The organism is Microbacterium sp. Y-01, from assembly GCF_003856715.1.
Lineage (GTDB): Bacteria > Actinomycetota > Actinomycetes > Actinomycetales > Microbacteriaceae > Microbacterium > Microbacterium algeriense.
Map to the genome: position 1 here is coordinate 915,785 of NZ_CP024170.1, position 13,477 is coordinate 929,261.

Here is a 13,477-nt window from a genome sequence, read left to right on the forward strand (position 1 = left end):
ATCAGGCGAAGATGTCGATGCCGCCGGGCGGCGCGTCGAGGGGTGCGGGGGATGCCGGGTCGGGAGCGGCCGGACGGCCCTCCGCTGCGGGGCGGGGATCGGAGGGGGCGCGGCCCGTGGGTGCTCCGCCTCCGTGCTGTCCGCTGCCCGCACCGGGGGCCGTGCCGTTCGGGGAGCCGTTGCCGGCGCCGGGGTGCTGCGACGAGGGACCGGGTCCGTCGCCGGAGGTGGCGAGTCCGAGGGAAGCGTGCGGGGCCGCGGCGGCGAGGTCCCGTCGCAGGTCGCCGAGGATCGCGCGCAGCGCGTCCCGCCCGAGGTCGTTCGGAGCGTGCAGCTCGATGTGGATCGCGCCGCCGGAGATGTGCGCGCGCACCGTGACGGGGCCCAGGTTCTCCGGCGACACCGTGAGGGTGAGGCTGTGCTCGCCGTCCGCGGCCTGCGCGAGCGAGACCACGGGAGCCGTGAGCTGGGGCAGCAGTACGGCCCGAGGGGCGGCGACGGCGGACGGCATCGCGGCAGGAGCGGCGCTCGGGGCGGAGGCGGCGGTGACGACCGGCGGCGTCGACACGAGTGCGTCGGGGGCAGGGGCGGACGGGGAACCGCTCGCCGCGAGGGCGGATCCCTGGCCCGACTGCGCCGGTGCTGCCACGGCATCGCCGTGGGCGGCCCCAGCGTCCGGCGCCGCGGCCAGGGCCGTGGTCGCAGCCGTCGGCCCCGTCGAGGTCGGTGCGCCGATCGTCGAGGGCGCCGCAGGGCTGATGCGCGGGCTCGCCGCGGAGTCGGAGCGGGCGGCGTCGCGAGAAGCGGAGCCGGGGTGGGGCGCGGCGGCATCGCCGGACGCCGCATCGGAAGCAGAGGAGACGCTGCCGGCGGGGGCGGCGGCCGCGCCGGCCACGGGGACGGCGGTGGTCCAGAGGGCGGTCGCGCGATCGCCGGCACTGTCTTCGGCGGTGCCCGGGGCGGGAGGCGCTTCCGCGGCGGCCACGGGAGCTGCCGCGGATGCGGAGAGCGCGGACCCGGCCAGGCCCGCCCGGTCGCCGGTCGCTGCCGGGAGCGGGAGGGAGGCGTCGGCGGACTCCGAGCCGTCGGCCGTCGGGTTCGCCACGACGGAGGGTGTCGTCGGCGCCGCTTCTCCGGATGTCGCCGGCACCGGTTCGCCGGCCGGAAGGGGAGTGGGGGCTGTCGCGCTGAGCATCGTCGTCGGCAGACCCGTCGTCGGCAGACCCGCCGGGTCGAGGGGCGCATCCTCCGGCGCTGCATCCCCGGCGTCGACGTCGGCCCGGTGCTCGGAGGCGCGCGTGGCGTCCTGGATCACCTCGGCGAACGCCGTGGCACCGGGCGTGGCTTGCCGGGACGAGCCGGCGGCCGCGGCCCGGTGGAGGCGCGCGTCGAGCAGGTCGACGATGCCGAGAGCGGTCATGAGCGGCCCTCCGTGCTGGTGCGCGAGCCGATCTCGTCGAGTTCGGACTGCTCGGCGTGGAGTTCTGCGGCGCGCATCCGAGCGGCATGGGCCTCGGCGAGCCTGTCGAGCCCGCGCATCGCCCGCCGCGCCTCGGCATGCTCGGCTCTGGCGTGGTCGACCGTCTGCTCCTGCAGCTCGGAGAGCGCGGTCAGATCGGCGAGCAGAGTGCGGCCGGCGACGCGGGCGGCGGCGAGCGCGGCGAGCGACCGGACGTCGACGGCTTCGCTGCCCGCACCGGCGAGGTGCGCGCGGAGCGAGCGGTCTCGGGCCTCCGTGTGCTGGGCGTCGATCACCGCGCGCGACAGGCGCTGCGCCGCCGCACGCTCCTGGATCTCGCGGACGCGCAGCAGTCCTGCCAGGGAGAAGGATCGCGTCATGGGAGTCCTCCGAACGACGAGACGAGGCCCTCGAGCCGACGCCACGATTCCTCGATGGGGCTCGTCTCGTCGAGGGGCTGGGTGAGGAACGCGCTGATCTCCCTCTCGTGCAGGATCGCGGCGTCGATGCGCGCATCGGCTCCCGCCTGGTACGCGCCGATGTCGATGAGGTCGTTCGCGCGACGTCTCGCGGCGAGCACGGCGCGGAGCGTGGCGGCGCGGCTGCGGCGTTCGGGGGCGGTGATCTTGCCGGCAACGCGGGAGACGGAGCCGAGGACGTCGATCGCGGGGTGGTGGCCGGACAGCGCGAGCGCGCGGTCGAGCACGACGTGGCCGTCGAGGATCGAGCGCACGGTGTCGGCGATGGGCTCGTTGTGGTCGTCGCCGTCGACGAGCACCGTGTAGATGCCGGTGATCGATCCGCGCTCGTCGGTGCCGGCGCGTTCGAGCAGGCCGGCGAGCAGCGAGAACGTCGAGGGCGGATAGCCCCGCGTGGCCGGCGGCTCGCCCGCCGACAGGCCGATCTCGCGCTGCGCCATCGCGACGCGGGTGAGCGAGTCCATCATGAGGATCGCGTGCGCGCCGTCGTCGCGGAAGGCCTCGGCGATCCTCGTCGCGGTGTAGGCGGCGCGGATGCGCGCCATCGCGGGCTGATCGGAGGTCGAGACGACGACCACCGAGCGCGCGAGCCCGTCCGGCCCGAGGTCGTCCTCGATGAACTCCCGGACCTCGCGGCCGCGCTCGCCGACGAGGGCGATCACGGTGACCTCCGCCTCCGTTCCCCGCGCGATCATCGACAGCAGCGAGGACTTGCCGACGCCGGAGCCGGCGAAGAGACCGACCCGCTGCCCCCGACCGACGCTGACGAGGGTGTCGAGCGCCCGCACTCCGAGGGGGAGCGGCGAGTCGATCCGGTCGCGTCCCATGATCGACGGCGGAGCGTGGTCGAGACTCACCGCGACGGCACCGGTGAGCGGGCCCTTCCCGTCGATCGGCCGACCGAGGCCGTCGAGCACCCGTCCGAGCAGGGCCCGGCCGGTCGGCACCCGCAGCGGACCACCTCGACCGCGCACCGGCGCGCCGACGGTGAGGCCGGCGACCGGTCCGAGCGGCATGCACCGCAGGCCGCTCTCGCTGATCGCGACGACCTCCGCATCCACGTCGTCGAGGGTCACCACGTCGCCGACGGCCCCGTCCAGACCGCGCACCTGCACGCTCAGTCCGCGCACCTGCGCGACCTCGCCCACGCGCTCCGGTCGGGCGGCGTCGAGCACCGCGGACCAGGCGCTCACGCGCGCGCCTCGGCGAGGGCGGAACGAGCGCGTTCGAAGGCGCGGCCGATCCGGGCGTCGATGTGGCCGTGGTCCAGGGTCGCGATGGCGTCGCCGCGGTCGAGGGCGTCATCGGCGATGAGCACGAACTCCGTCAGCTCGGTGCCTGCGTCCTGGATCGTGCGGAGGTCGTCGGGATGCAGGCGCACCTCGCGGATCTCGGCCGGCTCCGCGGAGGCGAGGGCCCGCCGAGCGGCTGCGGCCGCCGCGGCGCCGCTGTCCGAGAGCTCGCCCAGGACGATCTGCTCGGCGAGCTCGACGGCGCACCGCAGCACCTGCTCCTCCGCGGCCTCGGTCAGCTCCCGCTCCCGCACGGCGAGCGAGCGGGCTGCCGCGTGCAGGGCGGTGATCGCCGCGTCGACCTCGCGCGCCGCTGCGGCATCGCGGGCGGCGCGCTCCTCCGCGGCGGCCCGTTGCGCGGCGGCGGCCTCCTCGACTCCGGCGCGGAAGCCCTCCGCGTGCCCGTCCGCGTACCCGCGCATGCGCGCCCGCGCGTGCTCCGCGCCGCTCTCGCGTCCGTCCAGACGCGGGAACAGCACGGGGGAGAAGGACTCAGTAGACATACTCGTCCTCGTCCGCCCGCTGCACCGTGATGTCGCCTGCCGCTTCGAGCGCGCGGATCGTGCGCACGATCTCGGCCCTGGCCTCCTCGACCTGCGACACGCGCACGGGTCCGAGGGTGCGGGCCTCCTCGTCGAGGTTCTCCCTGTTGCGCTCGGAGACGTTGCGGCGGATGAGGTCCACGATCGGCTGGTGCGCGCCCTTGAGCGCGAGCGCGAGCGAGCGGATGTCCATGCCGCGCAGAACGCGCTGGGTGTCGCGGTCGTCGAGCTTGACGATGTCGGCGAACGTGAACATGCGCGAGCGGATGTCCTCCGCGAGGGCGCTGTCGCGGTCTTCGATGCTCGCCAGCAGGGCCTTCTCGACGGTCGCACCGGACCGGGCGATCATCTCCACGAGCGGTTCCACTCCGCCGAGCACCTCGGGGGTGTCCCGCGCGGCGAACGTGCCCGTTCGGGACTTGAGCACGTCGGCGACGATCGCGATGGCCTCCTGCGAAGCCGTGCCCATCGTCGCGATCCCGTGCGCGACATCCGTGCGGGTCGGATCGGGGAGCGCGGCCAGCACGGCGGCCGCCTTGTCGGTCGGCAGGTGCGCGAGCACCAGGGCGACGGTCTGCGGAAGCTCGCCGTCGAGCAGGGTCGCCAGCTGTGCCGGGTCGGCGGATCCGAGGAACTCGAAGGACGAGTTCAGGGATGCGGAGCCGACCCTGCCCAGCACGGCGGCTGCCCGTTCCGCGCCGAAGGTCGCCTCCAGCAGGCCGGCGGCGATGTCGCGTCCTCCGCGTGCCGGCGGCAGGTGCCCCGAGGCGATGCGGTGGAACTGGCCGAGGGCCTCGGCGGTGGTCGCCGCGTCGAGGTTCTGCAGGTCGATGATCTCGGCGGCGACGGCCTCCGCCTCCGCCTCCGAGAGGTGCTTCATGACCTCGATCGCCTGCGCGCGATCGAGGTTCATCAGCACGACGGCGGCCGTCTGCCGATCGGTCAGCCCGGTCATACCGGCTGCCTGTCGTCGATGAGGGTCCGCAGCAGCTCGGCGGTCCGCTTCGGGTCCTGCCGGGTGAGCGAGTCGATCTCGGCGCGGCGGCGCTCGAGGCTGACCTGCGCGGGCTCCGGGTCGGGCTCCGGCTCCGGATCGGGTGTCGTCTCCAGGAAGGCGAGCGGGGTCGTCGGCGCCTGGTCGATCGCGGCCGTCGGCGCGCCGGCGCTGAGCGTCGAGATCGCGGGCGGGCGCTCGCCGAACAGCTGGTCGAACTCGCTGTCGGGGCTGCTGCGGCGCCGGGCGCGGAGGATGAGTGCGATGAGAGCCGCCAGCAGGGGGATGGCGATCGCCGCGGCGATGATGATCGTGTTCAACAGCACGGCCTGGCGCTCGGCGGCCTCAGCGTCCTTCGCGGCCTGGAGCGCAGCCTGGGCCGCCTCGGTGTCGGTCTGGCTGAAGTTCACGAGCTCGACCGTGATGGCATCGCCGCGGTCGGCGTCGATGCCGGCCGCCGTCTCCACCAGATCGCTCAGCTGCGCCGTGCTGAGGTTGCCCGCTGCCTCCGCATCGACGGCCACCGACACCGACTGGCGCAGCACCGATCCCGCGGGGGTCGAGGTGCTCTGCGTGCTCTTGTTCACCGCGTTGGTCTTCGACTCCTCGGTCGACTCGAACGTGCCGTCGCCGTCGGCCGAGGGGACGGCGATGTTGTCGGGCCCGAGCACGCCGGCGTTCGTGCTCGAGCCGTTCTGGGTCTCGCTGCGGGTCTGCTCCGACAGCGGCGGGGCGCCCTCGGCGGGCGTGTAGGTCTCCTCGACGCGTTCGTTGACCGAGCGGTCGATGTCGGCGACCACGGTCACGGTCGCGTTGCCGACGCCGACCACGGTGTCGAGCAGCTGCTGCACGCTCGCGGTCACGCGCGCCTCGTAGTCGCCGGCCTGCTGGTCGATGCCTCCGGTGGAGCCGACGCCGACGGCGGACAGGGTCCGGCCGCTCTGATCGACGACGGCGACGTTCTCGGGCTTCATGCCGCTGACCGCCGCCGAGGTCAGGTGCACGATCGCCTCGACCTGCTTGGCCGACAGGGTCGAGCTCCCCGAGGTCTCGACGAACACCGAGGCGGTGGCGTCGACGGTCTCGGAGACGAAGACGCTCTCCTCGGGGATCGCGAGCTGCACCGACGCCGCCGTGACGCCTTCGATCGAGGAGATCGTGGCGGCGAGCTCGCCCTCGATGGCGCGCTTGTATGTCACGGACTGCTGGAACTCGGAGGTCGTCACGCCCATGTCGTCCAGCAGCGAGTATCCGCCGGAGCTGGCGCTGGGCAGGCCGGCGGACGCGGCCGCGAGGCGCTGGTCGTACACGTCCTTCTCCGGCACCAGCACGGTCGCTCCGCCGTCCGCCAGCTCGTAGGGCACCGCGGAGGATCGCAGCTGCTCGACGACGGCGTTCGCGTCGGAGGCGCTCATGCCGGAGAACAGCGGTGTGTACGTCGGGCGGCTGAGCCAGCTCGACAGCGCGACGATGCCGAGAGCGAGCACGGCGACGCCGATGATCGCGATCGTGCGCTGCGCGAGCGTGAAGCCCGCGATCACGCGCCCGATGCGCTGGAACACGTTCGTGACGGCCTGCGGCATCAGGCTTGCATCCGCATGATCTCGTTGAACGCGTCGACGCCCTTGTTGCGGACGGCGGCGACGAGTTCGAGCGTGACCGCCGCGCGGGAGGAGGCGATCATGGCGGAGTGGATGTCATCGAGGTCGCCGGTCACAGCGGAGACCTTGAGCGCGTCGGATTCCGACTGCAGCGAACGCAGCTCGTCGATCGCGCCGGTGACGCTGTTCGCGAAGGCGGTGTCGTCCGTCGCCTTCGCCGGCGCGGCGGGCGGTGCGAGCGTGAACGAGGAGGAGATGCCCTCGATGCCGGAGAGAGGTGTCATCAGCTGCGTCCGATCTGCAGGGCCGCTTCGTAGGAGTTGCGGGCACGGTCGACGATCGCCGCGCTGGCCTGGTAGCCGCGCTGCGCGAGGATGAGCTGACTCATCTGGTCGCCCAGGTCGATGTCCGGGTAGCGCACGTAGCCGTCCGCATCGGCGAGCGGATGGTCCGGCTGGTGCACGAGCCGCCCCTCCGCGCTGCCCTGCGCGGTCCCGGCGACGTAGACGCCGGGCGACTGGTCGCTCGTCTGCGCCAGGATGTACCTCGCGCGGAACGCGGCGTCATCGGTGCGGCTCGCGGTGTTGATGTTGGCGATGTTGTCGCTGATGGCGTCGAGCCACTTGCGGTGCACGGTCAGGCCGGTGCCGGCGATGCCGATCGCGTCGAAGGTCATGACGTCCTCATCGCGGTGCGCATCGACGAGAACGATCCGTTCACGGCCTGCGTCGCGAACTGATAGCGCAGCATCGTGTCGATGCTGGAGAGGGTCTCGGTGTCGAGGTTGACGTTGTTGCCGTTCAAGCGCGTCGGCTCGAGCGAGGTGCCGACCGTGGCGGCGACCCGGCCGTCTCCCGCGTCGACCGAGCGGGCGAGGGCCTCCTCGAACCGCACGCGCTTGGCGTGATAGTCCGGGGTGTTGATGTTGGCGATGTTGTCCGAGATCGCGCGCTGACGCAGCGCGAGTCCGTCGAGCGCACTCGTCAGCGCGTTGATGGTCACAGAATCGAACACGAACCGGCTCCCCGTGTGTGGCTGGTGTGGCCGATCCATGGCCGAGTCTTGCGAGCCATCCCTGCTCTTCGTGTTCTATCGGCAGGTTCGCGGAGGATGTTAGCGGGGGCGTCTCAGCCGTCGACGTCGAGGTACGCGGGTGCGTCGGCCGATCGCGTGCCGGGGATCCGGGTCAGGGCGCCGAGGTGCTGACGAACGTCGTCGAGATCTCCCCGCGCACGGTCCATCGCAGAGCGCTGAAGCTCGATCACCGCTCGCGCGCGGTCGACCATGCCGGGAGGCAGCGGCGTCGACGGCGGGGTCCAGGGCGCGAGGTCCACGATCTCGGCCGCGCCCGGTGCGGCGGCGAGCACTCGCCTCGCATCCTCCTCGAGCCGATCGAGCAGCGCGGTCCATTCGTCCGTGCTCACGCGCGCGCCTCGGCCACCGTTCGGGCCGCCTCGTGCCACGCGTCCCGCAGGGGCGCGATGATCTCGTGGCACGCGCGGGTGCGCTCCGGGTCACGGCCGATGTTCGCGCCGATGAGCGTCTGGGACAGGAAGACATACAGCGAGCGCAGGCCGGCGCTGCCGTTCCAGTCGTCCGTGAGAGACGAGGAGAGCTCCGAGATGATCGCCTGGGCATGCTGGAGCTGCGTGTTGGCCTCGGCCCAGTCCTCGGCGCGCTGCGCCTTCTCTCCGCGCTCGATGTCGAGCAGCAGGCGATCGTAGAGCATCGTGACGAGGCGCTCCGGCGGTGCGGACAGCACGGCGTCCTCGCGGTAGCGCTGCTGGGCACGCAGAGCGGCGTTCATGCTCACTTCCCCGATCCCGAGCTCGAGCCGGGCAGCGAGGCGATCTGCGACGCCAGGTACGACGACTGCGACTGCATCTGCGACAGCATGACCTCCAGTCGCGCATAGGTGCGCTCGAGGCTCGCCTTCCGCTGTGCGAGGCGCACGTCCCAGCGCTCCATCTGCTCGCCGAGGCTCTTCACCTCGCTCTCCTGACCCGTGATGCGGGAGGTCAGCAGCCCGTCGTACTTGTCGGAGTAGACCTTCGCGGTGTCCTGCACGCGCGAGGCGATGCCCGAGAAGAGTCCGGCGACCGCGTCCGGATCCTTCGCCAGCGCCTCGGCGAACTTCTCCTCGTCGAAGCTCAGCACGCCGTACATGTCGGTCGAGATGCCGATGGAGGAGGGGGAGACGCCGTCCACGGGGTGCTGCACGGCGTCGGCGAGGGCGGTCCGCAGTCCGCGCACCGTGCTGTCGCCGGTGAACACGCCGAGCGTCGTCTTCTGTCCCTGACCTGCCGCGACGGTCGCCTTCGAGCCGTTGTCGATGCGGGTCAGGATGTCCTTGATGAGGGCGATGAACTCGCCGGAGGCCTTCGTCCTGGCCTCAGAGTCGACGGAGACGCCGATCGTGACGGGGTCGGCCGACGCCGTCGTCACGGTCACATCCACACCGTCGAACAGATCGGTGAACGTCTTGCTCGACGACGTGATGACCTGTTCGGCGCTGGTGCCCGCCCACAGCCGGACCTGCGCGTCGGTGCCGACCGCGATGACGGCCGCGCCCGGCTCGGCGGCGATGTCCGCGGCCGTGCCGGCCTCGACGGCGGCGATGTCGCCGCGGTAAGCGCGGAACTGGCCTTGCTGACCAGGGTCGGCGGCACGCAGCTGCAGGCGGTGCATCGCCTTGCCGTCGGCGTCCACCCCGGCGGGAACGGCCGTGGCGATGATGCCGGCGCCGGAGTCGTTGATGGCCTGTGCGACGTCCTGCATCGAGGCGGAGTCGGCCGTGACCTGCACGCGCTCGCCCTTCGCATTCTCCAGCGTGAGGACGGGCGGGTCGACCGGCCATCCGGCGGAGGCGGCCGAGACGATGGTGTGGTTCTTCGCCACGCGGTCGACGACGATGTCGGCCGAGAGGGGGGCGGCGCCCGTGCGCGTCGCGACCGTGACGGTGGGCGAGGACGAGGAGGTCGTGAACCGTGCCAGCCCGTCGCGCGATGCTGCCTTCTCGGCCGCGGTGGCGAGGTTCTGGATCGACGTGTTCAGCGTCTGCAGCTGCGAGACGATGCTGTTCTTGTCATCCATCTTCGCCTTGAGCAGCGACCGGGGGATGGCGTGCACGTCCATCAGCGCCTTGATGACCTCTGTGGTCTTCAGGCCGGAGACGAGGCCGTCGAGGGAGAGCGACATGGGCGCCTTTCCGGTTCGGGGGCGGATGGGGCCCGGGCGACGGCGGAGACCGCCGCCCGGACCTCACGAGGTGGTTCAGCGCAGCAGCTGCAGCACGCCCTGGTTGGCCTGGTTGGCCTGGGCGAGCATCGCCGTTCCCGCCTGCGACAGGATGTTCGCCGACGTGAACTTGACCATCTCGGACGCCATGTCGGTGTCGCGGATGCGGCTCTCGGCGGCCGAGAGGTTCTCCGCCGACACGTTGAGGCTGTTGATGGTCGACTCGAAGCGGTTCTGCAGCGCACCGTAGCCGGCACGTGCGGTCGAGACCGCCTGGATCTGCGTGTCGATTCCGGCCAGGGCCGCACCGTAGCTCGCCGCGTCGGTCATGGTCGCCGCGAGCGTCTTGATGTCGGCACCGAGGGTGTCGAAGTCGGTCAGGGCGACCGAGATCTGGTCCTCGGCGGCGACGGCGCCCGCACCGACCTGGAACGTCAGCGTCGTGCCGCCCGAGAGCAGCTTGATGCCGTTGAAGTTCGTGCTGTCGGCGATCCGGGTGAGCTCGTCACCGAGGGTGTTGATCTCCTTCTGGATCGCGTCGCGCGACTTCGCGTTGTTCGAGTCGTTCGCACCCTGGTTGGTCAGGTCGCGAACGCGCTGCAGGATCGAGTGGACCTCGGTCAGGGCGCCTTCCGCGGTCTGGATGACCGAGATGCCGTCCTGGGCGTTGCGGGCGGCGACGTTCAGGCCGTTGACCTGCGAGCGCAGGCCCTCGGAGATCGCCAGACCGGCCGCGTCGTCCGCTGCACGGTTGATGCGCAGACCGCTCGAGAGCTTCTCGAGCGACTTCGACAGGTCGTTCTGCGTGTTGGACAGGTTGCGGTAGGCGTTGAGCGCCGACACGTTGGTGTTGATCTGCATACCCATGAGGGTTTCCTCCGTGAATGTTGTGGAACGGGGGACCATCCGTGGTCTCCCGTCCTCACCTATCGGCGGAGGTGTCGCGCCCGTTAGGGGCGAGCGGATCGGGTCAGGCCGGTGCGGGGTCTCGGAAGACGTCGGCGATGCGCGCGCTCGCGGCATCGGCGATCCTCGAGAAGTAGGCATCGCGTGCACCGGCGGAGACGCGTGTCGTGGTGACCGGTGCGGATCCTTCGGCGAAGTACCTGTCCAGCGCGTCCCGCAGCAGCCGGATGGCCTCGGATCGCTGCTGCGACACCGCCGAGTGGGTCACGCCCAGCTCCTCGGCGATCTCCTTGACCGGGCGCTCGTCGAAGTAGACGGCCTGCACGATGCGGCGCATGCGCTCCGGGAGCGCGAGGACGGCCTGCTCGAGCACCTCGCGCCGCTCGCCGACGAGCGCCGACTCCTCGGGCAGGGGGACGTCCGCGGTCACGTCGCGGGCGGAGGGGTCCTCGATCGTCGTCACGGTGCGTGCGGCATCGCCGAGCGCTTCCACGACGACCTCCTTCGCCACGCCCATCGCCGTGGCGACCTCGGCGGCGGTCGCGGTCCTGCCGAGCGCGGAGGTGAGCGTCTCGCGCACGGCGACCGTCTCCTTGATGCGCTTGCGGATGCCGCGGGAGGCCCAGTCCATCGAGCGCATCTCATCGGCGAACGCACCGAGGATGCGTCGGCGGGCGTAGGCGCCGAAGGGGACGCCGAGGTCCGCGTCGAAGGCCTCGGCGGCCGTCACGAGCGCGAGCGCTCCGACGGCGGCGAGTTCGTCGCGGGGGATGTGGGTGGCACGGGCGTGGGTCTCGGCGGCGAGGTATCCGACCAGGGGGAGGTTGCTCTCGATGAGCGCATTGCGCTCAGCGCGCGACGGCATGGGGGATGATCCACCTCTCTGGATGCACTCCAAAAGATCCAAGGAGATGAATAGATGCGCATATCACACTTGTCGTGATTTGTACATGGGGAGAACTATCCATCGCCGTTCCACATAGTAACGTTAGAGACGCGCTGGCCGATAGTGACCTTTGGCCGCGTCGTCAGGCGGGGCGATCACTGGGGAAAAGGGGATCATGGGAGCCAACGAACTATCGATTCAGCTGTGGCGCGAGCGCGAACTGCTCGAGATGCTGCTCTTCAAGCTCGACGAGCAGCAGCTTCTGCTCGCCGCGGGGCGATCCCAATGGATCCAGTTTGCCGCACGGGAGATCGATCAGGTTCTCGATCGGCTGCGGGGGGCAGCGCTTTCGAGGACCGTGGAGGTCGCCGCCGTCGCCGAGGAGTGGGGGGCTCCCGAGGCCGCGACGATCCGCGAGCTGATCGAGCACGCGCCCGAGGGGGCGTGGCAGGAGGTCTTCGCGGATCACATGCGCGCGCTCACCCGCCTCGCCGCGGAGGTCGAGCAGATGCGTGATGCGAACGCCGAACAGCTCGCCGGCGTGCTCCGCGCCACCCAGGAGACCATCGCCGCGCTCGGACACGACACCGGCGAGTACACGACCACCGGCGACCGCGCCCGCGACGACGCAGCGCGCATCGTCGACACCGAGATGTGACCGAGAGGGATTCATGTCGACCTTCAGTGGATTGACCACCGCCGCCAGCGGACTCGCGGCAGCGCGCCGCGGCATGGACGTCGTCGGGCAGAACATCGCGAACCAGAAGACAGAGGGGTACTCGCGGCAGCGCGTGCTGACTTCGGCGGTCGCCGCCGTCGCGCAGTCCGGGCGCTTCAGCGTCGGAGCCGTCCCCGGCCACGGCGTCTCGATCGACGGTGTCGCCCGGCTCGGCGACGCCCTGCTCGACGCGCGCGTGCGGGACACGCTCGGCGCGTCCGGATTCTGGTCGGCGCGGGCCGTGACCGCCACGGCGATCGAGGCGTCGCTCGCCGAACCGACCGAGAACGGACTGGCCACCCGCCTGTCCAAGTTCTGGTCGGGATGGCAGGACCTCGCGAACACCCCTGATTCCGGGGCAGCCGCGGCCAGCGTGCTGGAATCGGCGAAGGAGCTGGCCTCCCACATCGCAGGCGGCTACCGCACCGTGGCGACGCAGTGGAGCGAGGCACGCGCCGGGGCCGAGCGCACGGTATCGCAGGTCAACGCCGCCGCCGATCAGATCGCGGTGCTCAACGGCGAGATCCGCGACGCGCTCGCCTCCGGACGCTCCGCGAACGAGCTCATGGACCAGCGCGACCTCCTCGCGCAGGGCGTCGCCCGGATGTCCGGAGCCGCGTCCACGGTCGAGAGCGACGGGACGATGACCGTCCGTCTGGGCGGCAACGCCCTCGTCTCCGGCTCCGACGCGCGCCATCTCGTGCTCACGGGACCGGCCGCCATCGACGCCGGACAACGCTTCAGCCTCGCCTGGGACTCCGCGCCCGACCTGCCGGTGTCCATCGACGGCGGCGAGCTGGGGGGCGCGCTCTCCGTGCTCGCGCCGGCGTCGGAGGGCGGGATGCTCGCCGGACTCGCCGCGACGTACGATGCGGTGGCGACCGCACTGGCCGACGCGCTGAACGCCCAGCACCGCGCGGGCGTCACCGCCTCGGGGCTGCCCGGCGGCGACTTCTTCACCCTGCCCGCCACCGGATCCGCGGCCCTCGGACTGCGCGTGGCCGTCACCTCCGCGTCCGACCTCGCGCTCGCCGCGCCCGGCGCGGGCGCCAAGGACGCGACCAACGCCGACCTCATCTCGCAGATCGGCCGCCGAGCGGACTCCCCGGACGCGCTCTGGTCCGACCACGTCACCCGCTTCGGGGTCGCGACCGCCGCCGACGTGCAGCGCGCCAAGGTGTCCGACTCCGCCGCGGTCGCCGCAGCGGGAGCGCAGCAGTCGGTGGCCGCCGTCGACGGCGACGAGGAGACCATCAACCTCCTCACCTATCAGACCGCCTATCAGGCCGCGGCGAGAGTCATGACGGCCGTCGACGAGGCCCTCGACGTCCTCATCAACCGCACGGGCGTCGTCGGACGCTGA

Annotated in this window: 16 protein-coding genes; 2 read left to right on the forward strand and 14 right to left on the reverse strand. The window is 71.8% G+C overall.

Features of this window, described 5'->3' with window-relative positions; translation table 11 throughout:
* Position 1: 1 nt before the first annotated feature.
* The 14 genes from CSX12_RS04295 to CSX12_RS04360 all read right to left on the reverse strand — a co-directional run bounded on the left by CSX12_RS04295 (position 2) and on the right by CSX12_RS04360 (position 11,375).
* Positions 2-1,420 (reverse strand): flagellar hook-length control protein FliK, encoded by a 1,419-nt coding sequence (locus CSX12_RS04295; protein ID WP_124894961.1) that lies wholly within the window; start codon positions 1,418-1,420, stop codon positions 2-4.
* Positions 1,417-1,839, reverse strand: coding sequence for a flagellar FliJ family protein (locus tag CSX12_RS04300; RefSeq protein ID WP_124894962.1), 423 nt, complete (start codon positions 1,837-1,839; stop codon positions 1,417-1,419). The genes CSX12_RS04295 and CSX12_RS04300 overlap by 4 nt, the downstream gene beginning before the upstream one ends.
* Positions 1,836-3,131: a FliI/YscN family ATPase gene (locus CSX12_RS04305; RefSeq protein WP_124894963.1), complete on the reverse strand. Its 1,296-nt coding sequence runs from the start codon at positions 3,129-3,131 to the stop codon at positions 1,836-1,838. Before CSX12_RS04305 ends, CSX12_RS04300 begins: the two co-directional genes overlap by 4 nt.
* Positions 3,128-3,733, reverse strand: coding sequence for a FliH/SctL family protein (locus CSX12_RS04310; RefSeq protein ID WP_124894964.1), 606 nt, complete (start codon positions 3,731-3,733; stop codon positions 3,128-3,130). The genes CSX12_RS04305 and CSX12_RS04310 overlap by 4 nt, the downstream gene beginning before the upstream one ends.
* Positions 3,723-4,727: a flagellar motor switch protein FliG gene (fliG, locus tag CSX12_RS04315; RefSeq protein ID WP_017203675.1), complete on the reverse strand. Its 1,005-nt coding sequence runs from the start codon at positions 4,725-4,727 to the stop codon at positions 3,723-3,725. The genes CSX12_RS04310 and fliG overlap by 11 nt, the downstream gene beginning before the upstream one ends.
* Positions 4,724-6,349, reverse strand: a complete 1,626-nt coding sequence (gene fliF, locus CSX12_RS04320) for a flagellar basal-body MS-ring/collar protein FliF (RefSeq protein WP_017203674.1) — start codon at positions 6,347-6,349, stop codon at positions 4,724-4,726. Before fliF ends, fliG begins: the two co-directional genes overlap by 4 nt.
* The gene (gene fliE, locus CSX12_RS04325; RefSeq protein ID WP_017203673.1) at positions 6,349-6,651 is read right to left on the reverse strand and encodes a flagellar hook-basal body complex protein FliE; all 303 of its coding nucleotides are present in this window, start codon (positions 6,649-6,651) and stop codon (positions 6,349-6,351) included. Before fliE ends, fliF begins: the two co-directional genes overlap by 1 nt.
* Positions 6,651-7,043 carry a flagellar basal body rod C-terminal domain-containing protein gene (locus tag CSX12_RS04330; RefSeq protein WP_017203672.1) on the reverse strand — a complete coding sequence of 131 codons (393 nt, stop codon included), beginning with the start codon at positions 7,041-7,043 and terminating at the stop codon, positions 6,651-6,653. Before CSX12_RS04330 ends, fliE begins: the two co-directional genes overlap by 1 nt.
* On the reverse strand, positions 7,040-7,381 hold the full coding sequence (locus tag CSX12_RS04335) for a flagellar basal body protein (protein WP_017203671.1): 342 nt from the start codon (positions 7,379-7,381) through the stop codon (positions 7,040-7,042). Before CSX12_RS04335 ends, CSX12_RS04330 begins: the two co-directional genes overlap by 4 nt.
* A 113-nt stretch (positions 7,382-7,494) precedes the next feature.
* On the reverse strand, positions 7,495-7,791 hold the full coding sequence (locus CSX12_RS04340; RefSeq protein WP_017203670.1) for a hypothetical protein: 297 nt from the start codon (positions 7,789-7,791) through the stop codon (positions 7,495-7,497).
* Positions 7,788-8,174, reverse strand: coding sequence for a flagellar export chaperone FliS (gene fliS, locus CSX12_RS04345; RefSeq protein WP_017203669.1), 387 nt, complete (start codon positions 8,172-8,174; stop codon positions 7,788-7,790). Before fliS ends, CSX12_RS04340 begins: the two co-directional genes overlap by 4 nt.
* Before the next feature lie 2 nt (positions 8,175-8,176).
* Complete coding sequence (gene fliD, locus CSX12_RS04350; RefSeq protein ID WP_124894965.1) at positions 8,177-9,565, reverse strand: flagellar filament capping protein FliD; 1,389 nt, start codon at positions 9,563-9,565, stop codon at positions 8,177-8,179.
* Between the two features lie 75 nt (positions 9,566-9,640).
* A complete protein-coding gene (locus CSX12_RS04355; RefSeq protein WP_124894966.1) occupies positions 9,641-10,471 on the reverse strand; it encodes a flagellin in 831 nt (276 codons plus the stop codon).
* A gap of 103 nt (positions 10,472-10,574) precedes the next feature.
* Positions 10,575-11,375, reverse strand: a complete 801-nt coding sequence (locus CSX12_RS04360; RefSeq protein ID WP_017203666.1) for a sigma-70 family RNA polymerase sigma factor — start codon at positions 11,373-11,375, stop codon at positions 10,575-10,577.
* A 196-nt stretch (positions 11,376-11,571) separates the two neighbouring features.
* On the opposite strand from CSX12_RS04360, the gene CSX12_RS04365 reads away from it, so the two are divergent.
* Positions 11,572-12,054, forward strand: a complete 483-nt coding sequence (locus tag CSX12_RS04365; protein WP_017203665.1) for a flagellar protein FlgN — start codon at positions 11,572-11,574, stop codon at positions 12,052-12,054.
* Between the two features lie 13 nt (positions 12,055-12,067).
* Positions 12,068-13,477, forward strand: coding sequence for a flagellar hook-associated protein FlgK (gene flgK / locus CSX12_RS04370; RefSeq protein WP_124894967.1), 1,410 nt, complete (start codon positions 12,068-12,070; stop codon positions 13,475-13,477).